This is a genomic window from Rhizomicrobium electricum (assembly GCF_011762045.1).
GTDB lineage: Bacteria > Pseudomonadota > Alphaproteobacteria > Micropepsales > Micropepsaceae > Rhizomicrobium > Rhizomicrobium electricum.
Window position 1 is genome coordinate 484,608 of record NZ_JAASQS010000001.1, and the last position, 22,387, is coordinate 506,994.

18 protein-coding genes are annotated in these 22,387 nt (G+C 64.6%); 8 read left to right on the forward strand and 10 right to left on the reverse strand.

Features of this window, described 5'->3' with window-relative positions:
- Nucleotides 1-105: 105 nt before the first annotated feature.
- From FHS84_RS02020 to FHS84_RS02030, 3 genes are all read right to left on the reverse strand, one after another.
- Entirely contained in the window at nucleotides 106-2,790 is a 2,685-nt protein-coding gene (locus tag FHS84_RS02020) for a glycoside hydrolase family 3 C-terminal domain-containing protein (protein ID WP_208393650.1), read from the reverse strand.
- 90 nt (nucleotides 2,791-2,880) lie between these two features.
- Entirely contained in the window at nucleotides 2,881-3,171 is a 291-nt protein-coding gene (locus tag FHS84_RS02025) for a YMGG-like glycine zipper-containing protein (protein ID WP_166929767.1), read from the reverse strand.
- A 156-nt stretch (nucleotides 3,172-3,327) separates the two neighbouring features.
- Entirely contained in the window at nucleotides 3,328-3,759 is a 432-nt protein-coding gene (locus FHS84_RS02030) for a PRC-barrel domain-containing protein (RefSeq protein ID WP_166929769.1), read from the reverse strand.
- Nucleotides 3,760-3,899: 140 nt separating this feature from the next.
- Here FHS84_RS02030 and FHS84_RS02035 point away from each other — a divergent pair, with 140 nt between their 5' ends.
- The 5 genes from FHS84_RS02035 (at nucleotide 3,900) to FHS84_RS02055 (ending at nucleotide 8,028) form a co-directional block, all read left to right on the forward strand.
- Entirely contained in the window at nucleotides 3,900-4,574 is a 675-nt protein-coding gene (locus FHS84_RS02035; protein WP_166929771.1) for a matrixin family metalloprotease, read from the forward strand.
- A 276-nt stretch (nucleotides 4,575-4,850) separates the two neighbouring features.
- Nucleotides 4,851-5,174: a hypothetical protein gene (locus FHS84_RS02040; protein WP_166929774.1), complete on the forward strand. Its 324-nt coding sequence runs from the start codon at nucleotides 4,851-4,853 to the stop codon at nucleotides 5,172-5,174.
- Nucleotides 5,161-5,934 carry a response regulator transcription factor gene (locus FHS84_RS02045; RefSeq protein WP_166929776.1) on the forward strand — a complete coding sequence of 258 codons (774 nt, stop codon included), beginning with the start codon at nucleotides 5,161-5,163 and terminating at the stop codon, nucleotides 5,932-5,934. Before FHS84_RS02040 ends, FHS84_RS02045 begins: the two co-directional genes overlap by 14 nt.
- On the forward strand, nucleotides 5,918-7,438 hold the full coding sequence (locus tag FHS84_RS02050) for a sensor histidine kinase (RefSeq protein ID WP_166929778.1): 1,521 nt from the start codon (nucleotides 5,918-5,920) through the stop codon (nucleotides 7,436-7,438). The genes FHS84_RS02045 and FHS84_RS02050 overlap by 17 nt, the downstream gene beginning before the upstream one ends.
- A gap of 227 nt (nucleotides 7,439-7,665) precedes the next feature.
- Nucleotides 7,666-8,028 (forward strand): PRC-barrel domain-containing protein, encoded by a 363-nt coding sequence (locus tag FHS84_RS02055; RefSeq protein ID WP_166929780.1) that lies wholly within the window; start codon nucleotides 7,666-7,668, stop codon nucleotides 8,026-8,028.
- Between the two features lie 3 nt (nucleotides 8,029-8,031).
- On the opposite strand, the gene FHS84_RS02060 is transcribed toward FHS84_RS02055, so the two are convergent.
- Nucleotides 8,032-10,107, reverse strand: coding sequence for a protein-disulfide reductase DsbD family protein (locus FHS84_RS02060; RefSeq protein WP_166929782.1), 2,076 nt, complete (start codon nucleotides 10,105-10,107; stop codon nucleotides 8,032-8,034).
- On the opposite strand from FHS84_RS02060, the gene rsmD reads away from it, so the two are divergent.
- From rsmD to FHS84_RS02075, 3 genes are all read left to right on the forward strand, one after another.
- Nucleotides 10,106-10,753, forward strand: a complete 648-nt coding sequence (gene rsmD / locus FHS84_RS02065; RefSeq protein ID WP_208393652.1) for a 16S rRNA (guanine(966)-N(2))-methyltransferase RsmD — start codon at nucleotides 10,106-10,108, stop codon at nucleotides 10,751-10,753. The genes FHS84_RS02060 and rsmD overlap by 2 nt on opposite strands.
- Nucleotides 10,754-10,792: 39 nt before the next feature.
- Nucleotides 10,793-11,497, forward strand: a complete 705-nt coding sequence (locus FHS84_RS02070) for a TonB family protein (protein WP_166929784.1) — start codon at nucleotides 10,793-10,795, stop codon at nucleotides 11,495-11,497.
- Nucleotides 11,498-11,613: 116 nt separating this feature from the next.
- Complete coding sequence (locus FHS84_RS02075; protein ID WP_166929786.1) at nucleotides 11,614-12,999, forward strand: glycosyl hydrolase family 79 N-terminal domain-containing protein; 1,386 nt, start codon at nucleotides 11,614-11,616, stop codon at nucleotides 12,997-12,999.
- 206 nt (nucleotides 13,000-13,205) lie between these two features.
- On the opposite strand, the gene mutL is transcribed toward FHS84_RS02075, so the two are convergent.
- From mutL to ileS, 6 genes are all read right to left on the reverse strand, one after another.
- Nucleotides 13,206-15,002: a DNA mismatch repair endonuclease MutL gene (gene mutL / locus FHS84_RS02080; protein ID WP_166929788.1), complete on the reverse strand. Its 1,797-nt coding sequence runs from the start codon at nucleotides 15,000-15,002 to the stop codon at nucleotides 13,206-13,208.
- 28 nt (nucleotides 15,003-15,030) lie between these two features.
- On the reverse strand, nucleotides 15,031-16,353 hold the full coding sequence (locus FHS84_RS02085) for a M16 family metallopeptidase (RefSeq protein WP_166929790.1): 1,323 nt from the start codon (nucleotides 16,351-16,353) through the stop codon (nucleotides 15,031-15,033).
- Complete coding sequence (locus FHS84_RS02090; RefSeq protein WP_166929792.1) at nucleotides 16,350-17,720, reverse strand: M16 family metallopeptidase; 1,371 nt, start codon at nucleotides 17,718-17,720, stop codon at nucleotides 16,350-16,352. Before FHS84_RS02090 ends, FHS84_RS02085 begins: the two co-directional genes overlap by 4 nt.
- Before the next feature lie 90 nt (nucleotides 17,721-17,810).
- Complete coding sequence (locus FHS84_RS02095; RefSeq protein ID WP_166929794.1) at nucleotides 17,811-18,395, reverse strand: DUF3035 domain-containing protein; 585 nt, start codon at nucleotides 18,393-18,395, stop codon at nucleotides 17,811-17,813.
- Nucleotides 18,396-18,397: 2 nt separating this feature from the next.
- The gene (gene lspA, locus FHS84_RS02100) at nucleotides 18,398-18,913 is read right to left on the reverse strand and encodes a signal peptidase II (RefSeq protein ID WP_166929796.1); all 516 of its coding nucleotides are present in this window, start codon (nucleotides 18,911-18,913) and stop codon (nucleotides 18,398-18,400) included.
- 17 nt (nucleotides 18,914-18,930) lie between these two features.
- Nucleotides 18,931-21,825, reverse strand: a complete 2,895-nt coding sequence (gene ileS / locus FHS84_RS02105; protein ID WP_166929798.1) for an isoleucine--tRNA ligase — start codon at nucleotides 21,823-21,825, stop codon at nucleotides 18,931-18,933.
- Nucleotides 21,826-22,387: the final 562 nt, after the last annotated feature.

Sequence of the window (22,387 nt, forward strand, 5' to 3'; positions counted from 1 at the left end):
ACCGGGACCCACTCAGACACAATCCAGATTTCGAAGTGGTTCCCGGATCGCGCTACGGTGCCAAACGGAAAAATCGTCGTGGCGCGTCCGGGATGACAGTTTGCGTTACTGCGGCAGCGTCTGTTCACCTTCGATGGCGAGCGGTGTCGAGGCGACCGCCTTGGTGAAGCCCGGCTGGCCGCTGCCGACCGATAGCGTGTAGGTGCCCGGCTGCACTTTGATGGTGCCGTCCGGCGTCACGCTGGAAAGATCGCGCGGGTTGAGATCGAAATGCACGGTCTTGCTCTCGCCCGGCTGCAAAGTGAGGCGTTCGAGTCCGCGCAGCGCGACCCGCGGCATGCCCGGCGCACCCGCGAAGCCGAGATAAAGCTGCGCCACCTCGTCGCCCGCCACCTTGCCGGTGTTCTTCACCTCGACATCGATACCGAGCTTGTCGCCCGCTTTCAATGTCGGCGCCGAGAGCTTGAGGTTGCCGTAAGAGAAGGTGGTGTAGGAGAGTCCGTAGCCGAACGGATACAGCGGCTTGCCGCCGTAATAGCGATAGGTCCGGTTCGCCATCGAATAGTCTTCGAACGCCGGCAGATCCTTGAGCCCGGTGTAGAACGTTACCGGCAGACGGCCCGACGGATTGTAGGCGCCGGAGAGAATGTCGGCGATGGCGGTGCCGGCCGACTGGCCGCCGTACCACGATTCCAGAATTGCATCGGCGTGCTTGGCGGCCCAATTCACGCTGAGCGCCGAGCCGTTGTAGAGCACCGCGATCAGCGGCTTCTTGGTCGCCTTGCGCGCGGCTTTCAAAAGATCCTCTTCCGCTTTGGGCAGATCGAGGCTGGTACGGTCGCCGCCGACGAAGCCGGGCACATCGACCTTCATCTCCTCGCCTTCGAGGGCCGGCGTGATGCCGACCACGGCGATCACCACGTCGGCCTTCTTCGCCGCCGCGACGGCGCGCTTCTGCGCATCCGCAATCTGCTTGCTCCAAACGAAATGGATAGACATGCGCGGCTCGTAGCCCCGCTCGATCTTCACCTGATAGGAATGGCCCGCTTCGAGATGCACCATCGTCATCTTGGCGGTCTGATCGCCGGAGCCGAGGCTGACGATCTCCTTGCCGTCGAGCCACAGCTTGCCGACGCGGGCATCGAGGCCGAGGGCGTAATCGCCGGTCTCGGTAGGCGTCAGCGTGCCGGTCCAGCGCACCGCGAACTTCGCCAGCTTGGGCAGATCGGCGATCTGCATGGCGACGCGGCCGCGCTCGTAATCGACACCGGCATCGACGCGGGTCATCACCGGCTGGCCGGTGAACTCCTCGCTTTCGAAGAACTCGGCATAAAGGCCTTCCTTGCCGTCGGGCGTCTTCAGCACCGACGCCGGAACCGCCTTACCGCCGCGCAGGAAATTGGTGCCGGGTTCGTAGACAATCTCGGCATTGGGGAATTGCTTCCTGATGCCGTCGAGCGCCGACACCGGATTGAGCGGCGTGCCGTTGTAGTTGCCGTAGAGCGGCACCACCTGATCGGCCAGCGGTCCGATCACCGCGATGCGCTTGACGGTCTGCTTCAAGGGCAACGCGCCCTTGTTCTTCAACAGCACCATCGATTCCCGCGCCGCCTTGAGCGCCAGCGCGGCGTGATCGTCGGAATTGAGCGCGCTTTCCGGCACCTGGGCGAACGGCACCATCGATTGCGGATCGAACATGCCGAGCTTCATGCGCGCCAGGAATTGCCGCTTCAGCGACTCGTCGACCACGCTCATCGGAACGAGGCCCTGCTTCATCGCCTCGATGTAGCGCTGGTAATCGACGTCGGTCTTGACGTTGAGAGTCCAGGTCGAGCAATCGTTGTCGACGCCGTGCTTGAGCGAAGCCGCCGCCGCTTCGGCGACGGTCTTGGTGTATTTGTGACCCTCGGCGATGTCGAGAATGGCGTCGCAATCCGACACCACGACGCCCTTGAAGCCCCACGCCTGGCGCAGCACTTCGTTGAGCAGGTAATCCTGGGCGCACGCGGGCTGGCCGTTGACGCGGTTGTAGGCGCACATCACCGAGCCCGCCTTGCCGTCGACGATGGCGGTGCGGAACTGGGCGAGATAGGTGTCAACCATATCGTGCTTGGAGGCAGGCACGTCGACGCTATGCCGCGTCGGCTCCGGTCCCGAATGCACGGCGAAATGCTTGGGCGTGGCGATGGTGCGCAGGTATTTCGGATCGTCGCCCTGCATGCCGGTGACGAACGCCTTGCCGAACTGGCCGGACAGCCACGGGTCTTCGCCGTAGGTCTCCTGGCCGCGGCCCCAGCGCGGATCGCGGAAGATATTGACGTTCGGCGACCAGAAGCTCAGGCCCTGATAGATGCCGTGATCCTTGTCGTAGCCGACTTCGTTGTATTTGACGCGCGCCTCGGTCGAGATCGCGACGCCCATGTCGTGCACCAGCTTGGGATCGAAAGTGGCGCCGAGGCCGATCGCCTGCGGGAACACGGTGGCAAGACCGTTGCGCGCCACGCCGTGCAGCGCTTCGCTCCACCAGTTGTAGCCGGGAATGCCGAGCCGCGGAATCGGGCGCGCCCAGTTGCCGAACTGCGAGGCTTTCTCCTCCACAGTCAGGCGGGACACCAGATCGTCCACCCGCTGTTCGAACGGCAATGCCGTGTTGGTATAGGCCGGCGGCGGCGGCGCCTTTTTGTTATCGTTATCACTCCAGGGCCAATCAAACGCGGCCGCGCTGTATGTGCTAAGCGCCAACAGCGCGACGGCCGCGGTGGCCGTGCGCAACATCGAAGCGGACGTCATCGAATCTCCTCCCAGGAGTGTTCTTTGCCTTATCCTAATCCTGGGAGGACGGCGGTCGCAAACCGCCGAAAGCCTAGCCTTTAGTCGATTCTAGTCACGATCGCGGCATCGCCGGTCGTACTCGTCGCGGCCGCCGTGCTCACGCCAATACGGTGTACCGAGGTCGAGATCGCACGGGTTGGTTGCCGCCCCGATGGCCGCGCCGCCGACGGCGCCAATCGCTGCGCCGGTACCGGGCGCGCCCGCCATTGCCCCGATGATCGCACCACCCGCGGCGCCAAGTCCGGCGCCCGATACGGCGCGATCGCCCGTACTCGTACCGCAGCCGGCCAGACCGAGGGCCAGCACCGCGGCCATCGAAGCGCTTTTCCAGAGCATCATTGCACACTCCCTTTGTCGCGTTCCATTTCACAACGCCTGCGACGCCTGGAGGTGCCCGAAAAGTGGTTTGGCGGGTGGCGGCGCAGCCGGCGCCGACAAGGGTTGTGGGGGGGAGAGCCGCCGCCGTCCCGCCGCCACCCGCCAATTCGTATTCGCCTACGGCGTGTGCGTCGCGCCCGACTTGGCGAGCGACTTCAACTCCGACGAACTCAACCGTGTTGTGTAGCCGCCGCTCTGGCGCGCTTCGAGCGACGACACCGGAATCGCCACGGTCTCGGCGCCCATGCCGAGATGCTTTTCCATCGTCACCGACACCGCCTGCTGGCCTTGCGTATCGGTGGTCATCGCCGCGACGGTGCCGATCTTCTTGCCTTTCGTGTTGTAGATCGCCTGGCCGGTAAGATTGGCCGAGGTGGGGTTGGAATGGCTCATCATCGAATCGCCGTGCATCGGCGTGTTCGACGGCATGGTCGATTGATTGGAAGCCGGCCCCTGATTCATCGGCGACGGCGGCGGCGATGTGGTCTGTGCCCACAGCGGTGCCGTACAGCACGCGCCCAGCAGCAGAGCGAAAATGGCAGTCTTCATCGGGGTTCCCTCGCACTCCAGCCCCTTGGCGCACCACGCGCGACAAAAAGCGTAGCCGCCGGTTAAGCGGATCGCTGTGATTATGTTGGGACAATCGCCGCGAGACTGCGCAAAAACGCGAAAACCGGGCTGGGTTCGTCGTGCCGAGATTGTTTGGTGTGCTGACAGTCGTTGCCGCATTGAGCGCGGCGCTTCCGGCGCGGGCCGGCGGCGACTACCGGCTGCTGGACATCGACGGGCATGCGGTCAAATGGGGCGCGCCCGAACTCGGCCGCGGCGCGGTCGTGACTTGGCGCCTAGCGTTCGCACACGGCACCGCACCGGGACGCGAAAACTGCCGGCGCACAACCGGACTTGACGGATTGCTCATGCGTGCCGGTCTCAAACGCGAGGACGCCCTGCGTGCCGCCGATGCCGCCTTCGCCTTATGGAGCAAAGCCGCCGACATCCGCTTCGTGCCCGCGGGTACCACCGGAGTCGCCGACATCACCATCGTTGCCGAAGCCGATGACGACGGCATCGCCTATACTGACGTTACGCCGAGCGCCGAAAGTGGACACACCGTGTCTCTTTCCCGCGCCGTGGTCTGCCTTAATCCGCAGGCTAAGTGGATTACCGCGCCGACCGGAACTTACCGTCTCGCTTACGTGCTGGCGCACGAGATCGGACACGCCATCGGTCTCGATCATCCCGGCCCGACCGGCGCGCTCATGAGCTTCGAATACGACTCAAAACGCGACGAGCTGGCGCCCGGCGACATTGCCGGTGCTGCGCTACTTTACGGAGCGGCAGAGCGCATTATCAGTACACGGTAGCTACGAGCGTGCCGCGTGACTATCATGCCGCATGATGATGTGCGCTGCCTTGTTCGTGACTCATTGGCCTGAAAAAATGTTGGCGCTGTATCGCCGTGACATCCCGGCTCGGTTAAACTTGGCTTCATGAAAAACGCACGATCACAATTTTGTCTCTTCATTGTCACCGGAATTGTGGTGGCGGGATGCTCGACGCTAGGCGGCACTCACGATACGCCGTCTGCCAAGACACCGAGTCCGGTCGCATCCGCTCCGGCACAGCCGAAACCCGCACCGATGCGGCCGAAACGAGCGGCCGCACGGGAGAATCGTGAAGTCAGGGAGCCCGAACGAGTTGCTGCGCTTGATCCCAAATCGCTCATCGGCCTCACGCCGGCGGCCGTCGAAAAACTGCTGGGAGCACCGAGCGCCGTTCTCAGAAGCGATCCCTCGCTGGTGTGGACCTATTCCGGCCAGGGCTGTTCGGTGCAGATCGTGTTCTATCCCGATCTCAAGACCGCGAGCTATCACGCCCTCAAATACAATTCCACGGCCGGCGCCGAGGCCGACAATACATGTGTTCGCAACATCCTGACGGTGAGAAGCAATGGACCAAGTTAGCCGTAACGCCGCCCGCGGGCATATCCTGGTGGTCGACGACGACGAACTGTTCCGGGAGTCGGTAAGCACCAACCTGATCGACGCCGGCTATTCGACCGACGCCTTTGCCGACGGCTCGACCGCGGTGGATTATCTGACCCGCGGCCCCAATGGCGACATGGTGGCCGATATCGTCCTCCTCGACTGGAAAATGCCCGGCATGACCGGCATCGAAGTACTGCAGCGGCTGCGCACGGAAAAAATCGACATTCCGGTGATCTTCCTCACCGTGCTCAGCGACCAGATTTTCGAGGAAGCGGGTCTCCTCGGCGGCGCCGTCGATTTCATCGAAAAGTCGCGCAGTTTTTCGATTCTTTTGAAGCGTATCGAACTGATCCTTTCCGGCTACAAGGCCAAGCAGGCGGTGCAGAGCGTCGCGGATGCCGGCCAGGACGCGGTCAAGATCGGCGACATCACCCTGCGCTACGATTCGCGGCGCGCGCTGTGGAAGAACCAGAACGTCGGCCTGACGCTGACCGAATTCAACATCGTCGCCTATCTGATCGAGCATTCCGACCGCGACGTCAGCTATCGCGAAATCTACGACATCGTGCACGGCGAAGGTTTCATGGCCGGCGACGGCGAGATCGGTTACCGCACCAACGTTCGCGCCTTCATCAAGCGCATCCGCCAGAAGTTCCGCGATCTCGACATGGATTTCACGCAGATCACGAACTACCCCGGCTTCGGCTACAGGTGGCGGAATGGAAGCGAACAGTAGCGCGCGGCCTCTCGCCTACAAGCTCGTCCATTCCTTTGCGCTTAAGCTGTTCCTGCTCGCCGTCATCCTGCTCTCGGTGCCGTTGATCCTGTGGTGGCAGTTCCAGCGCGCCGAACATCAGCAGGCGATGCTGCTGCACAACGCCGTCGATCAGACCGGACGCGTCATCGCGGCGATGCTGCGCCCGCACTTCGAGCGCTTCCAGGATGAAGCGCCGGGCGCGTTGTCCGATGCGCTGGCCGGCGCGGCCCTCGTCAACACCAAGGTCAAGGTGCTGGTGCGCCTCAAGGGCGCCGGGCCCGACGATTTCATCTACATCGCATCGGCCCCGCCCTTGCCCGCCGCTTATCTCAAACAGGAACGCCGGGACTTGATCCAAGCGGGCATCCTGCAGCGCATGGCGCCGACCTGCGACCGCGCCACCGATCTTTCCGTCCGCTTCGTCAACCCGGCGGGTCAGCAGGAGCTGCTGACTTCGATGACGCCGGTGCACGCCAACGGCAATTGCTGGATCGTGATCACGTCGCAGAATGCCGCCGACCTCGCCCCGGCGGCGCTGCACCTGTCGTTCTGGAGCATTCCGACGCTGCCCGCCGCGTTCGCCATCTACTTCGCCAGTGCGGCGCTGGTGATCCTGTTGTCGGTGCATCTGTGGCGCAACGTTGCCCGCTTCCGCTCCGCGGCGCGCAAGATCCGCATGCGCGGCGGCGGCGCCGCATCGTTCCGCGAACTCAACACCATTCCCGAACTGACCGGCGTGGCGGAAGACTTCGACGGCCTGGTGATGGCACTGACATCCAGCCAGGCCTTCATCAAACAGACGGCGGAAGAAAACTCGCATGCGTTGAAAGCGCCCTTGGCGGTGATCGCCCAGTCGATCGAGCCGCTCAAGCGCACGCTGCAGCCGTCCGACACGGTGGGGCACCGCGCGATACAGCTCATCGAGCGGTCGGTGGAGAAGCTCGATGCCGCCGTATCGAGCGTGCGCGATCTCGAGCAGGCCGCTGCGGAAGTCGTCTTTCCCGTGCGCCGTCGGCTCGATCTCACCGCCTTCCTGACGCAGATGCTGCGCGACTACGAGGTCACGTTGGCGGCGCAAGGCAAACGGCTCGCCGCATCGCTCGAGAAGAATGTCATCGCCCATGCCAACGAAGACCTGCTGGAACCGGTGATCGAGAACCTGCTCGAAAATGCCGCCAGCTTCACGCCCAAGTTCGGCACCATCGAGGTTTCGCTGAAGCGCAATGCCCAATGGGTCGACGTCAGCATCGCCGATCGCGGCCCCGGCGTCGATGCGGACCGGCTGCCGCGGATTTTCAACCGCTACGTGACATATCGCGACGAGCCGGATGCGGACGGCGGCAACCTTCCCTCTACGGAGCATCAGGGGCTGGGCCTGTGGATCGTCAAGCGCAACGTCGAAGGACTCGGCGGCAAGGTGCAGGCGAAAAATCGTGACGGCGGCGGTTTCGAAATCACCGTCTGCCTCAAGGCCGATTCATAAACGCTTGCCTTCGCTTTGTCACAACTACATACAATATCGCGTGGCAATGTCGCGTTACGCGGTGCTCGATTAAGGCTGCGAGGAGCGCCGCGTATCGCTTGGGTTTGCACCCCAGCCCAACGGAGCCGGAGTTGGAACAGCCAGCTCCGGCTCCGGCATTTTGGGGACGCAACCGGCGTCCACCGACAGGCGTTCCGTACCCGCTCTCGCCAAGGAGGTACGAACCCGTGAACACCCTGTCCAAGATCATCGCCGCGCTGGCACTGACCGCATTGCCCGCGATGGCGCAGGATACCCCGCCCGCAACGCCGATGGCCCCGCCCAGCCCCAGCGCAAACGCCGATCTTACCGGCCAGCGCATCTACAACACCGACGGCGACTGGATCGGAACGGTCACGCGCATGGGCAGCGACACCCAAGGCCAACCGCTGGCGGCGGTCACCATCGAGCGCAAGCTCGGCATCGCCGGCACGACGGTGCTTTTCCCGATGGGTTCGCTGCAGCCGCGCGAGAAAGGCGGCTACATGACCAATCTCAACGGCGATCAGATCAAGCAGCTGCCGAAATCGAACGCCACCAACACGCCGTAGCCATTACCCGTTCAACGCCTTCAGCACTTCGCCCTCGGTGAGAATTTGCGGCAGGATCTTCGGGTCCGCCGCGCCGGGGGCGTAGTAGAGGTAAAGCGGCACGCCGGAACGGCCGTGCTGTTCGAGCAGCGCGGTGATCTCGGGATTGCGATTGGTCCAGTCGGCGACCAGAAGCGCGATGTTCTTGTCCTTGAACGCGGCATGCACCGAGGGACGCGACAGCGCCGCCTCCTCGTTCACCAAGCACGTAATGCACCACGACGCGGTGGCGTCGATGAAGACCGGACGGCCTTCTTTGCGCAACGCGGCCAGACGCGCGGGGCTGTAAGGCTCCGACGCCATACCCGCATGCGCGGTGGCAACGACCGGCGCCGGCGGCTTGGCCGCGGCGACGAACGACAGCGCGTAAGCGCCGGCCGCCGCAAACACCACCACACCCGCCCATCCGGCAAGCTTCGCACGGCCGGACGAAAGCTGGAGGCGGCCGTAGAGCCATGCCACCACGACCAGCGCGGCGACGGCCGCCAGCGAAGCGATCAAGCCTGTCTGATCGACCTGCTTGGCCAGCACCCACACCAGCCATCCGGCGGCGGCATACATCGGCAACGCCAAAAGCTTCTTCAGCCGCACCATCCATTGGCCGGGTTTGGGCAACAGCTTGTGCATCGCCGGGACCAACCCCAGCACAATGAACGGCAAGGCGAAGCCGAAACCGAGCGCGGTGAAGATTCCGATCACCACCGGTGCGTCCTGGGTGAAGCCGTAACCGATCGCGGTCGCCATGAACGGTGCGGTGCACGGTGCCGCCACGGCCACGGCGAGAACGCCGGTGAAGAACGCGCCCAGCAAGCCGCCGCGGCGGGCCAAGGCGTCGCCCGCGGAAATCGGCGCGATCTCGAACACGCCCGACATATTGAGCCCGACCGCCACCATCAGCAGCGCCAGCGCGGTCACGACGATCGGTTCCTGCAACTGGAAGCCCCAGCCGATGGCGGCGCCACCGGCGCGCAAAGCCATCACGACAAGCCCGAACGCGACGAAGCTGAGAATGGCGCCGAGGGCGTAGGAGAACGATTCCGCGCGGGCATGGGCGCGATCCGCCCCCGCGTGCCCCGCGAGCGCCAAGGCCTTCATCGCCAGCACCGGCAGCACGCACGGCATGATGTTGAGGATCAAACCGCCGAGCGCGGCAAACGCCAGCGCCAGCCACAGGCTGAACTCGCCGCCGGTATTGGCCGCGGGGACGGCACCCGGTGCGGCATGCACCTGCAATGCCTGCACCGATCCGTCCGAGGAGGTCAGCACCAGGACGCCGCTCAAGGCTTTGCGCGCAGCGAGCTTGTCGCCCGGCTTGAGGTCGACCACCAATCCGTTCTTGGCAAAACCGAAGCTCTGCGGCGCGGCATCGACCACCGATCCGGTTTCGGCCGGGAAAAACTGCACCGTGGTCGGACGCGCTACACCGGCCAGCACGGGCGCCTCGACGAACAGGCGCAAATCCTGGCCCAGCGCATACCGCATCGGCCACGGCGAGGCGGCGGGAATTTTCGCGCGCGTTGCGGCGAAGTCGGCGGCGCTGGTGGAAGACGGACCGCCCGCGGCGGGATCGATCACCACCTGGGTCTGGACCTTGGCCTCTTCCGGAATACAGACATTCTTGCAGACGAGATATTGCACCAGCGCGGGCAGCGTCACCGTTCCGGCCGGCGCATCGGCGGGCACGGTGAGATCGATTAGCTGCCACACCTTGCCTTCGTAGCCGTAATCCATCAGCGGACCGACCGGCACGCGGATCGGATACGGCCACTGGATCGGACCGGCCTTCCAGCCCGGCGGCAGCGTCCATTTGACTTCGGTCGGCTGTCCCGCCTCGCCCGGATTGGACCAATAAGTGTGCCAGCCGGCGTCGATGTCCTGTTCGACCGCGATGGTGAACGTGCCGCCGGGGCGGACCGCGTCGCGGTCGGCGATCAACTGGACGCGGACTTTCGGGGCCTGATCGGTAGGCGGCAAAGTGTCCGCCGAAACAGGCGTGAACAGGCTGACGAGAACGGCAAGGCCGGCGAGGATGGTGCGCATGGCCCAAACCTACCCCGCCCGGTTGCCCGACGCCAAGGGCTGGAGCGGCGCGGCAGGATTGGGTATCACGGCCGCGGGAGAATTAACGATGCGCATCACGGCAGGACTTTACGGCGGGCGGACCTTGGCGACCCCGCACGACTATCGGGTGCGGCCGACCGCCGACAAGGTGCGGCAAGCAATCTACAACATCCTCTTGCACAACGATCTGGGGTTGTCGCTGGAAGGGGCGCGGGTGGCCGATCTGTTCGCCGGGACCGGCGCGATGGGCATCGAAGCCTTGAGCCGCGGCGCCGCCTTCTGCCTGTTCGTCGACGACTCCGCCGAAAGCCGCGCCCTGGTGCGCCAGAATGTCGAGGCGCTCAGCCTCACCGGCGTGAGCAAGATCTGGCGCCGCGACGCCACCAAACTCGGCCCCATGGCCGCGGGCGCGGGCGGACCGTTCGGCCTCGTGATCCTCGACCCGCCCTATCACAAAGGCCTGATCGAACCGGCGCTGGTCTCGCTGCGCGAAGGCGGCTGGCTCAGCGAAGGCGCCGTCGTGGTGGCGGAAACCGCCGACGACGAAACCGTGGAAGGCGCAGGTTACGCGCGCGTTCAGGAACGCGTCTACGGCGAGACGCGGGTGACGTTTTTGCATCGATAAAGCCGTGCTAACGTGGGCCGTGCTCGGGGGGATTGAGGCATGAAATCCGTCATCGCACTGCTGCTGCTCGCACCGGCGACGGCCTGGGCGGCGGGGAATTCCGAACAATCGGCTCCGGCACAGAAGTATTCTCCTCCCGTTGCGACCGGCATTCCTCACACCTGCCTGGAGTATTACCCGCCGAACGCGATGCGACGGGGCGACCAAGGCCTGACGACCATCCGCTTCATCATCAAAGAAGACGGCACGATCCGCGATGCAACGGTCGTCATTTCCAGCGGCAGCGATCTTCTCGACCAGGCGACGCTCGACTGCGCCAAGACTTGGACCTACCGGCCGGGAACCCTCGACGGCAAAACCGTCGCCGTGTCGTGGAAGGTGCGCGTCGAATGGTACATGCACGACACCTACGAAGGTCCGGCACCCGATCAGGCCCCGCCGCCGGCGGACGCGAACTGGTCTCCTCCAGTTATTGCTCCCGGCAGCGAACGACACGGCTGCGAGAATTCGTTCAACGAGGCGGGTGACGTTTCGATCGTCGAGCCGCTCAAACCCACAGTGGTGCTCTTCACGATCACGCCCGAAGGAACGACACGCGATCCGCGCATCGAGACGTCGTCCGGCAGCGCCAGATATGACAGTCTTGCCATCGGATGCGTGTTGAGCTGGCGTTATGTTCCGGCCAAACGCAACGGCGCGCCGGTCGGCGTGCACTGGTCCACCACCATTCCGTGGCGGGACTGAGCGCCCTCCGCCGACCGAGACGCCGCTCGCATGCCGCGGCTGTGCGCAATTGCCCGTCTCCGCAGACGATAAAACGCCGTATGGTCGCGGACGTAGTCCAATCGTGAGGATTGGCCATGCGCCGCCGCACCTTCCTGTCGTTGTCGCTCGCTGCCGCTGCCATGCCGGCTTCAGCCAAGACCGAGACCGTCGCGATCGCCGTCGGCGATACAACCCTTGCGACCATGCCGACCGATTTCAACGGCCTCTCCTACGAGAACACGCAGCTCTACAACCCCGATTATTTTTCGACCAAGAACGCGGGCTTGGTGGCGGCGTTCCGGGGCTTGAGCAAAGCGGGCGTGTTGCGGCTGGGCGGAAGTCTCTCCAATTCCTGCCGCTGGAAGAGCGAAGCCGGCACGTTCGAGACGCCGGCGCAGACGGCGATCGTCGAGGAAGGCCGGATCAAGAAATGGGAATGGAAGCTGTGCGATCCCACGGTGAAGCGCGACGGCGCCATCACGCCCGCAGCGCTCGCTTCGCTGCGCGGCTTCTGTGACGCCACCGGCTGGCGCGTGATCTACGGGCTCGATTGCACCGCAGGCGGACCGGAACGGGCGCGCGATGAGGCCGCGCATGTCGTCGCCGCGCTGGACGACCGCCTTCTGGCGTTCCAGGTCGGCAACGAGGCCGATTTCCTGCCGCAGTACAAGAACAGTCCCACCGACAAGGTCGGCGATTTCGAGCGCTATTATCGCGATTACCAGGCCTTCGTCGCGGCGGTCCGTCAGGCCGCGCCGAAGGCGCCGTTTGCCGGTCCCGACACCGCCGTCGCGATGGATTGGGTCGACGCCTTCGGCAAGCGTGAAGGCAGGAAGGCGGTGTTCCTCTCGAGCCACCTCTACGACATGGGGCCGGGCAACGATCCGAGCCAGAACGCCGAACTGCTGCTCTCGGGCAAGTCGCGGCTGCCCAGTCAGATCGCCGAAGCGGCGCAAGCGATGAAAAACTCCGGCGTGCCGTTCCGGCTGACCGAAGTGAATTCGTGCTATCGCGGCGGCCGTCCGGGCGTCAGCGATGCCTATGCCTCGGCGTTGTGGTGCGCCGACATGATGCTGAAGCGCGCGGCCGTGGGCTGGGCGGGCGTCAACCTGCATGGCGGCGGCGACGGCATCTATACGCCGATCGAAGCGGCCGTGGACGGCTCCACCAAACTGCGGCCACTCTATTTCGGCATGCAGTTCGCGGAACACTTCGCCGGGGCCGAGTTGATGGCCTGCGAGGCGAAGACCGACGCCAACGTCACCGCTTATGCCGCCCGCAAAGGCGGACGGAAACTGCTTGCGCTCATCAACAAGGGCGCCGAGAGGGTGACGGTCGCGCAAACCTGGGTCAAACCGGCGCGCATCACGCGCCTGACCGCCCCCGCCCTCGACGCCAAGACCGGTGTGGTGCTGAAAACCACTGCCGCACAGGGCGCAACGACCGTACCTGCTTACAGCGCGGTGATACTGATCGGGTGAGATCGCTGTCATCCCCGGCCGAAGCCGCAAAGCGGCGAAGGGGAAGGGGACCCAGGTGCCCGAACAAATTCAGCGTCGACGATCCAGCAAAAACCTATGCCCCTTTTTCGGCATCGTGCCGATGTCGCGACCTGGGTCCCCTTCCCCTCGCTGCGCTGCGCTTGCTCCGCCGGGGATGACAGCGACGGTGCGATGAGGACGGCGTCTCACCGTCTCCCGAACAGCTTCTCGATATCGGCGAGTTTCAATTCGACGTAGGTCGGGCGGCCGTGGTTGCATTGGCCGCTGTGGGGCGTGCGTTCCATTTCGCGCAGCAGCGCATTCATTTCGTCGGCGGTGAGGCGGCGGCCGGCGCGTACACTGGTGTGGCAGGCAAGCGTGCCCGCTACCGCTTCCAACCGCTCTTTCAGCGACAGCGCGGCGCCGGTCTCGGCGATGTCGTCGGCGAGATCGCGCAACAGGCCCTTCACGTCCATCTGGCCCAGCATCGCAGGCGTTTCGCGCACCAGCACCGCATCGGGACCGAAGGCTTCGACCACCAAGCCCAGTTCCGCCAACTCGGCGGCGCGGCCGACGACGCGCGCAGCTTCCGCCGGATCGAGATCGACCACCTCCGGCACCAGCAATGGCTGACGGGCGATGCCGCCCTCCTCCATCTGCTTCTTCATGCGCTCGTAGGTCAGGCGCTCGTGCGCGGCATGCTGGTCGACGATGACGATGCCGTCCGCCGTCTGCGTCACGATATAGGTCTCGTGCAATTGCGCCCGCGCGGCGCCGAGCGGGGTCGCGACCTCTTCCGGCGGCGGCGGTTCGATGGTCGACGGCTCCACGCGCGCCGCGGGCGCGAAGGGCGATTGGAAATCGCGGCTCGCGTCGTAGGCGGCCGGAGCGCGATACGACGGGATCGACTGCCCCGGCAGCGACGGCTGGTATTCATACCCCGTATGCGGCTTCAAGGCGGCGAGCGCATCGGAAGCAACCGTGGTGGACGCCTGATGACCGGCGGCGTGAATGGCGTTCTTCAACGCCGAGACGATCAGTCCACGGACCAATCCGGCATCGCGGAACCGCACTTCGGTCTTGGCGGGGTGGACGTTGACGTCGACGAACGCCGGATCGCAGGAGAGAAACAGCGCCAGCGCCGGATGACGGTCGCGCGCCAGGAAATCGGCATAGGCGCCGCGCACCGCCCCGATCAGCAGCTTGTCGCGCACCGGACGGCCGTTGACGAACAGGAACTGCATCTGCGCATTGGCGCGGTTGTAGGTCGGCACGCCCGCGAAACCCGCCAGCGAAAGCCCTTCCCGTCCCGTCGTCACCGGCACCGCATTGGCGGCAAATTCGCGCCCCATGATGCGCGACAGGCGCTTCAACTGCCCCTCAAAGAGAACGTCTTCGGCCGGAAGATCGAGAACCTCGCGCCCATCCAGCGTCAGCGAGAACGCGACATCGGGGCGGGCCATGGCGAGGCGCTTGAGCGTGTCGTGGATCGCGAGGTCTTCGGACCGCGCCGACTTCATGAACTTCAGCCGCGCCGGCGTGGCGTAGAACAGCTCGCGCACTTCCACCCGCGTCCCCGATTGGCCGTTGGCGAGAAAACCGGCCGGACGAGGCCCCACGATATGTCCGCCATCGACGCCGACGCCATGGGCTTCGCTGTCCTTGGTGCGGCTGACGATGGAGAGCCGCGCCACGGCGCCGATCGAGGGCAACGCTTCGCCGCGGAAACCCATGGTGACGATGTGGGAAAGATCGTCGGCGGGCAGTTTCGAGGTGGCGTGGCGTTCGACCGCCAGCACCAGATCGTCGGCGCTCATGCCCTCGCCGTCGTCCTCCACCAGGATCAGATCGGCGCCGCCGTTCGAGGCCGACACCGCAATGCGGTGCGCGCCGGCGTCGAGCGCGTTTTCGACCAGTTCCTTGACGGCACTGGCGGGACGCTCGACCACCTCGCCCGCGGCGATGCGGTTGATGGTGCCTTCGGTGAGACGGCGGATTTTCATGGGGTGCAGCTTAGCGGATTCGGGCGCGTTACTGCGAATCCGCCGGTTCGGTGTTGCCGCTCGTCAAAGACCCTGCCACCACGATGGTCAGCCGTCCCGGATCGAACAGGCTGTGGGCGACGCGGCGAACGTCGGCGAGCGAAACGGCATTGATGAGCGCGGCGCGGCGGTCGAGATAATCGAGCGGCAGGCCGAGAACCTGGAATGCGTTGAGCTGGGCCGCGATGTCGGCATTGGACGTGAACGACAGCGGGAACGAGCCGTTGAGATAGAGCTTGGCGTCGTTCAGCTCCTGCTGCGTCGGGCCGTCGGCGGCGAATTTGCGCATGGTCTCGCGCACCGCCGCGATGGTCTGGCGCACGGCGCTTTTGCGGGTCGAAACCGCCCCCATCAACAGACCGGCGCGGCGGTAGGGCACCAGATCGGTGACGACGTCGTAGGTGAGGCCGCGGTTCTCGCGCAGTTCGCGGGTCAGGCGCGACCCCGATCCGGCACCGCCGAGAATGTAGTTGGCGATCATCGCGGCGATGTAGTCGCGATCCTGGCGCAGCGGACCGGGCTGGCCGAACACCACCGCCGGCTGCGGCACGTCCATCGGCAGAATATGCAGGCCGGGCGCACCGGGCCGGTAAGGCCACGGCGGCAGCGTCGGCGTGGTGTCGGCGAGCGTGCCGAACGCGGATTGGATCAGGCCCGACAGCACTGCCGGCGTGACGTCGCCCGCCACCGCAATCTTGAGGTCGCCGCGCACCCAATGGGTCTTGGCGAAGGCGCGCAGATCCTGCGCCGAAATCGAAGCCAGTCCGCGGGTGTCGCCGTCGGCCGGGCGGCCGTACGTGTACGGACCGAAATAGAGGCTGTAGAAACCGCGCTCGGCGACCGTGGACGGATCCTCGCGGCCGAGATCGAGTTCCTGCATCATTTGCAGCCGCACGCGCGTCACCGCATCGGGATCGAAACGGGGCTTCGACAGCGCCAGTCCCAAAAGGCGGAACGCTTCCTTGGCGTTCGACGACAGCGTGGTGAGGCGGATCGTCAGCGTATCGCGCGACGGCAGGATTTCGAGCTTGATGCCGTGGGCGGCGAGTTCGGTCTGGAACTCCTCCGCATTCATCCGCCCGGCACCTTCGTTGAGGCAATAGGCGGCGAGCGCGGCCATGCCGGACTTGCCGGACGGATCGTAGATGGCGCCGGCCGGGAACGTCGCGCTCAGCGCGATCACCGGAATGGTGTGATCCTCGGAATGCCACACCACCACGCCGGGCAGGACATCGACCGGCTTCACCTTGGCTGCCGATGCCGGAACCAGCATCACGAGCGCCAGAAGCAGTGCGGCCAGTCGCCCGATCATCGCGGTAAGAGGTAAGCCGTAACGGCTTCGTTGCGGTTGAGACCTTCGGCGGCGGCATCCTGCAGCGCCTTCGGCTTCACACCCTGAATGCGCACCGGCCATTGCTGCACGTCGTATCCGGTCAGCCCCACCGCCAGCGCGCGGGCGTAGGCCGAGGCCATCTCGAACTGGCTGTCGCGCGTGAACGCCGCTCCGGCCACGAGTTGCGCCTTGGCCCGCAGAAGTTCGGGCTTCGACGGCTGATGGTGGGCATAGAAGCCGATCACTTCGTCGACCCCGCGCTCGAGCGCATCGAGCGAAACACCGGGACGCGGCGTCACGCTGATCGAGAACTGGCCGTTGTCGCGGGCATAGCCGTCGTAGCTGGCCGAGGCATCGGTCGCGATCCGCCGTTCGACCACCAGACGGCGATAGAGCGCCGAAGTGGCGTCGCCGCCCAACAGGCGCGCGAACACTTCCAGCGCCTCGGCCTCGCCGGGAGCGCCTTCGGCATAGCTCGCGACGCGATAGAGCCTGAGCAGCAGCGGCACCTTGGCGTCCTTGCGGTTCACCACGATGCGGCTTTCGCCCATACGCCGCGGCTGGGCGTAATCGACCCGCGCCACCAGATCGCGCGCCGGAAGAGGCCCGAACTCGGACTCGGCCACCTGGCGCACTTCGTCGGCGGTGACGTCGCCCGCCACGATCAGGATCGCGTTGTTGGGCGCGTAATGGCGGCGATAGAAGTTTTCCGCCTCGGCGCGGCCGATGCGGCGGATTTCGTCGGGCCAGCCGATCACCGGGCGGCCGTAAGGATGCGAAAGATAGAGCGCGGCCTGGGCCTGCTCCAGCACCAGCGCCTGCGGATCGCTATCGACGCGCAGGCGGCGCTCCTCGGCCACCACGTCGCGCTCGGCCATCACCGCGCTCTCGGACAGATCGAGATTGATCATGCGGTCGGCTTCGAGATGGGCAATGAGCCTCAGCTTGTCGCGCGAAATCTGCTCGTGGAAGACGGTGTAGTCGTGGGTGGTGAAGGCGTTGTCGTCGCCGCCGTTGCGCGCGATGGTCTGCGAGAAGCCGCCGCCGGTTACCGCGCGGGTGCCGCGGAACATCATGTGCTCGAAGAAATGCGCGAGGCCAGAGATGCCGGGCGGGTCGTCGACCGCGCCGACCTTGTAGACCACCATCTGGGTCACGACCGGCGCGCGGCGATCGGGCACCACCACGACCTGGAGGCCGTTCTGCAGCACGAACTGGAACGTCTTGCCCGAGGATGCGGTTTTGGCGGCAACCGGCCCCTTCGCGCCTGCGGTCGGCACGCCGAGCAGCGGCAGGGCGAGAAGTCCCGTCCAAACGCTTCTCCGGCTATACTTGGCGCTCCGCATTAGAATCGTTCCTGAAGGGACGCCGCGTTGTGGTAGCGCAAAACGCCGCTCCGAAGAACGGCGATTTACATGCCAGCGGCGTGCGCGGATTTAGAACCAGTCGAACCAGCCGTCGAACCAGCCCTTGTCTTCCTTGGGCGGCGGCGGCGGAGCGGCGGGCTTGGCGCCCGGCGCGGGGGCCTGACCGGCGCGCTGCTCTTCGATCTTCTTGGCTTCCTTGTCGGCGTCGAGCGCCTGGCCTTCGTCGGTCTTCGGCTTCTGCCAGAACAGGATGTCCTTGGTGAAGCCGTCGTCGGTGGCGACCGTGTTCTTGTAGTCCGAGGCCAGATTCTGGTGAATCTGCGGATCGATGTTCTGCACCTTGGCGTTGGCGAGGACCATTTTCTCGGTCTCGCTGAAGGTGCTGGGCAGCTGGGCGGCGATCGTGGCCGGATCGTTGCCGAACAGCGCGCCTTCGGCGGCTTCGGTGGGATCGACCTGATTGGTCGGCACGGCGCCCGGACGCGGCGGCTGAAGATTGTAATCCGGCGGGATCACCAGCGGCGCCTTGGTCGTCACGGCGAATTCGTCGGGCGCGCTCTTGTCCATGCCGGCGGCCGAACGGAGCGTATCGCAGCCCGTCAACGCCGTGGCCGCAACCGCGAGCGCGAGTGCCGCGCGCAAACCGTTCTTCATACCTACTTCTCCTGTCCCTGGTCGGACCCGGTCACTCCGGGGGCCTCGGGCTTCATCAAGGCATCGTACAATAGAGCAATCACGCCAAAGGTGATTGCGGCATCTGCGACGTTGAAGACGTAAAAACTGTAACCAAACGCGTGAAGTTGGATGAAATCCGCCACTTTGCCGTAAACCAAACGATCGATCAGGTTGCCCAGCGCCCCCCCGATCACCATGCCGAGACCGAGCGCAATCACGGTTTTCCTGGCGAACCACAACCACCAGCACAGAACGCCGACCGCCACCATCTGAAACGTCGCCAGAAAGACGGTGCCTTCGACGCTGGAGGCCGGAAACAAACCAAGACTGATGCCAGGATTCCAGACCATGACCAGATTAAAAAACGGCAACACCTGGATGGCGGAGCCGGGGGTCATGTGAATGAAGTCGACGCCGTAAAGCAGCGTCATCTTCGAAGCCTGATCGAGCGCAAAAGTCGCTCCCGCGACCAACAGCCCGGCATCTCGCTTGTTCATTCGGCCCCCTCGCCCGCTTATCCCACCGCGTCCGCGCAACGATGGCACAGATCGGGGTGCTCCGGAACTTCCCCTACTTCCGGTAGAACACGCCAGCAACGCGCGCATTTGTCGCCCTGGGCGGCACGGAAGACGGTGGCCGCGCCCGGCACGTCCGGCAGACGGAAGGCGTCGGCAGGCGCTTGTCCGGTCGCCACTTCGGCCCCCGAGGTGATCGAGATCTCGGCCAGATCCAAGCCGGCGAACAGGGCCGCGTCGGCGGCGTCTTCGACATAGAGCACCGGATCGGCCTCGAGGCTGGCGCCGATGACCTTGTTCTTGCGCTGCAGTTCGAGCGCACCGGTGATGACCCGGCGCAGGCTGCGGATGCGATTCCACTTCTCGATCAACGCCGGATCGGCCCACTCGGCCGGGGTCTCGGCGAAGAGCTGCAGATGCACGCTCTCGTTCGGATAGCGCAGGGTCCAGGCTTCTTCCATGGTGAAGCACAGGATCGGCGCCAGCCACGTCACGACGCGGCGGAAGATTTCGTCGGTGACCGTGCGCGAAGCGCGGCGGCGGACCGAGGTCGCCTTGTCGCAATAGAGCGCATCCTTGCGGATGTCGAAATAGAACGCCGACAGCTCGTTGGTGCAGAAACTGAAGACGGTGTTGAAGACGCGGTTGAAGTCGTAGTCCGCGTAGCCCTTCTTCACCAGCGCGTCGATCTCGGCGAGCTTGGCGACGATATAGCGTTCCAGCTCCGGCATTTCCGACACGGCGATGCGTTCGGATTCTTCGAAACCGGCGAGATTCGCCAGCATGAAGCGGATCGTGTTGCGCAGGCGCCGGTAGGCGTCGACATTGGCTTTGATGATCTCGCCGCCGATGCGCAGGTCTTCGGTGAAGTCCGACGATGCCGCCCACAGCCGCAGGATGTCGGCGCCGTTCTGATCGGCGATGGTCTGCGGCAGCACCACGTTGCCGATCGACTTCGACATCTTGTAGCCCTTCTCGTCGAGCACGAACCCGTGCGTGAGAACGGCCTTGTAGGGCGGATGGCCTTTGGTGGCGCAGCCTTCAAGCAGCGACGACTGGAACCAGCCGCGATGCTGGTCGGAGCCTTCGAGATAGAGGTCGGCCTGATCGGCTTGCGGCCAATGGCTGTCGACCGGCTGCTCGACGGTGAAGACGTGGGTCGATCCGGAATCGAACCAGACATCCAGGATATCTTTCACCTGCTCGTAATCGTCGGGGTTCTTGCCTTCACCGAGGAAGCGCGAGGCCGGCGAATTGAACCACGCATCGGCGCCCTCGGCCTTGAAGGCTTCGAGGATGCGGGCGTTGACCGCTTTGTCGTTGAGGATTTCGCCAGTCGCCTTGACCACGAAGATCGCCAGCGGCACGCCCCAGGCGCGCTGACGCGACAGCACCCAGTCGGGACGGCCTTCGACCATCGAGCCGATACGGTTCGCACCCGCGGCAGGATAGAAACGCGTTGCCGCAAGGCCTTCCATCGCGAGCTGGCGCAGCGTCTTGCCGGCGCGGAACGGCTTGTCCATCGCCGCGAACCATTGCGGCGTGGCGCGGAAGATCACCGGCGCCTTCGACCGCCACGAATGCGGATACTGGTGGCGCAGCGAGCCCTTGGCGAGAAGCTTGCCGGATTCGATGAGCTGCTTGATGACGGCGCCGTTGGCGTCGCCTTCCTTCTTGCCGTCGCGCGACAGGATGTACTTACCAGCGAACACCGGCACTTCCGGCGCAAAGGCGCCATCGGCGGTGATGACGCGGAAGGCGTCGGGATGCTTGGCGGGATAGTTCGGATCATTTTTAAGCACTATCTCGAAGTCATCTTCGCCGTGTCCAGGTGCAGTATGCACAAAGCCCGTACCGGTATCGTCCGTGACGTGTTCACCCGCCAGAAGCGGCACATCGAAGCCGTAATAGGGATCAAGTTCGCGGAACGGATGAGCGCAATGGATCGTCGACGGATCGACTTCGGCCACACACTTGATCTCGATTTTGGCGTGGCTAGCGGTCTGATCAGCCAGCGCATCGGAGAGGAACAGCAGCTCACCTTTCGAAGCAAGCGCTCCCTCGCTTGCATCAACAACCTCGAACAAACTGTAAGTCATCTTCGGTGAGTAGCAGATGGCGCGGTTACCGGGGATGGTCCACGGGGTAGTCGTCCAGATGACTACGCTCAGGCTTTTCTCGGGACGATCCTTAAGCAACCCAGCCCTCACCACCGGGAATTTCACATAGATCGTCGGCGAGGTTTTCTCGTGGTACTCGATCTCGGCTTCGGCGAGCGCGGTCTTTTCCACCGGCGACCACATCACCGGACGGAAGCCGCGGTAAAGCAGACCCACATCCACGAACTTATGCAACTCGCCCGCGATGGTCGCTTCGGCGGCGAAGTTCATCGTGGTGTAGGGATGGGCCCACTCGGCCATCACGCCCATGCGCTTGAACTGGCCGCGCTGGACGTCGATCCACTTCAGCGCGAATTCGCGGCAGTCCTTGCGCAGCTGGTCGATCGGAACCGAATCCTTCGACTTGCCGCTGGCGCGGTATTTCTCTTCGATCTTCCATTCGATCGGCAGGCCGTGGCAGTCCCAGCCCGGAACGTAGGGCGCGTCCTTGCCCATCATGGTCTGCGAGCGGATGACGAAATCCTTGAGGATCTTGTTCAGACCCGTGCCGGAGTGGATCTCGCCGTTGGCGTAGGGCGGGCCGTCGTGGAGGATGAACTGCGGGCGGCCCTTGGCGGCGGCGCGGATGCGGCCGTAGAGGTCTTCGGCCTCCCACTTGGCGAGCCACTTGGGCTCGGCCTGGGGCAGGCCCGCTTTCATCGGGAAATCGGTCTGGGGCAGGAACAGCGTGGCGCGATAGTCTTTCGCGCCGGTTTGGTCAGAATCTTTCGACATTTTCGGCCTTGGCGGTGGTTAGGTTGGGGTGCGGCATCCCGGTCTCCGGTGAACTCACGGAGCCGGGCGGCGAATTCGCTCTTTCAGCCGGGAATCCAACACGTTTTTCCGCCTTCCACAGGGAAAGGGGCCTTCTAGCAGGGGGATGGCGACGGGTCAAAACCTCTGCATCCAGTGTGGGATGAAACCGGCGCAATCACCCGCCCCGCACGCCGGGAGTAGATCACAAGAACACAACAAGAACGGCCAAGAGAGTGCAGCCGGCGTTCTGGTAGTATGAATCTCGGGTGCAGCACCGGGCACTGGAGGCACATGAAACAGGCTTTGCTTATCGCGATTGGCGCAATGGTCGGCGCAACGCTTCTAACGATGTTCTTTCTTCCGGCATGCGTCGGCATTGTGGCCAGCGATTACTGCATGCCGCTCTCGAGCGCATTTATACCTCTGCTCAGTCGGCTAGGTTCTGAGGGCGGTGCTCCGGGTGTCTTTCAATCGGTTTGGCTTGGATACTTCACCCTGCTCGTCATCGTTTTGACTGGCATTGCCTTGATCAGGCGGGCGC

What these genes read in the sequence shown, in the direction of transcription:
- FHS84_RS02020 (WP_208393650.1), bottom strand. Translation starts at nt 2,790, where the DNA reads ATGACGTCCGCTTCGATGTTGCGCACGGCCACCGCGGCCGTCGCGCTG.
- FHS84_RS02025 (WP_166929767.1), bottom strand. Translation starts at nt 3,171, where the DNA reads ATGATGCTCTGGAAAAGCGCTTCGATGGCCGCGGTGCTGGCCCTCGGT.
- FHS84_RS02030 (WP_166929769.1), bottom strand. Translation starts at nt 3,759, where the DNA reads ATGAAGACTGCCATTTTCGCTCTGCTGCTGGGCGCGTGCTGTACGGCA.
- FHS84_RS02040 (WP_166929774.1), top strand. Translation starts at nt 4,851, where the DNA reads ATGCGGCCGAAACGAGCGGCCGCACGGGAGAATCGTGAAGTCAGGGAG.
- FHS84_RS02045 (WP_166929776.1), top strand. Translation starts at nt 5,161, where the DNA reads ATGGACCAAGTTAGCCGTAACGCCGCCCGCGGGCATATCCTGGTGGTC.
- FHS84_RS02050 (WP_166929778.1), top strand. Translation starts at nt 5,918, where the DNA reads ATGGAAGCGAACAGTAGCGCGCGGCCTCTCGCCTACAAGCTCGTCCAT.
- rsmD (WP_208393652.1), top strand. Translation starts at nt 10,106, where the DNA reads ATGGCCCAAACCTACCCCGCCCGGTTGCCCGACGCCAAGGGCTGGAGC.
- FHS84_RS02060 (WP_166929782.1), bottom strand. Translation starts at nt 10,107, where the DNA reads ATGCGCACCATCCTCGCCGGCCTTGCCGTTCTCGTCAGCCTGTTCACG.
- FHS84_RS02070 (WP_166929784.1), top strand. Translation starts at nt 10,793, where the DNA reads ATGAAATCCGTCATCGCACTGCTGCTGCTCGCACCGGCGACGGCCTGG.
- FHS84_RS02075 (WP_166929786.1), top strand. Translation starts at nt 11,614, where the DNA reads ATGCGCCGCCGCACCTTCCTGTCGTTGTCGCTCGCTGCCGCTGCCATG.
- mutL (WP_166929788.1), bottom strand. Translation starts at nt 15,002, where the DNA reads ATGAAAATCCGCCGTCTCACCGAAGGCACCATCAACCGCATCGCCGCG.
- FHS84_RS02085 (WP_166929790.1), bottom strand. Translation starts at nt 16,353, where the DNA reads ATGATCGGGCGACTGGCCGCACTGCTTCTGGCGCTCGTGATGCTGGTT.
- FHS84_RS02090 (WP_166929792.1), bottom strand. Translation starts at nt 17,720, where the DNA reads ATGCGGAGCGCCAAGTATAGCCGGAGAAGCGTTTGGACGGGACTTCTC.
- FHS84_RS02095 (WP_166929794.1), bottom strand. Translation starts at nt 18,395, where the DNA reads ATGAAGAACGGTTTGCGCGCGGCACTCGCGCTCGCGGTTGCGGCCACG.
- lspA (WP_166929796.1), bottom strand. Translation starts at nt 18,913, where the DNA reads ATGAACAAGCGAGATGCCGGGCTGTTGGTCGCGGGAGCGACTTTTGCG.
- ileS (WP_166929798.1), bottom strand. Translation starts at nt 21,825, where the DNA reads ATGTCGAAAGATTCTGACCAAACCGGCGCGAAAGACTATCGCGCCACG.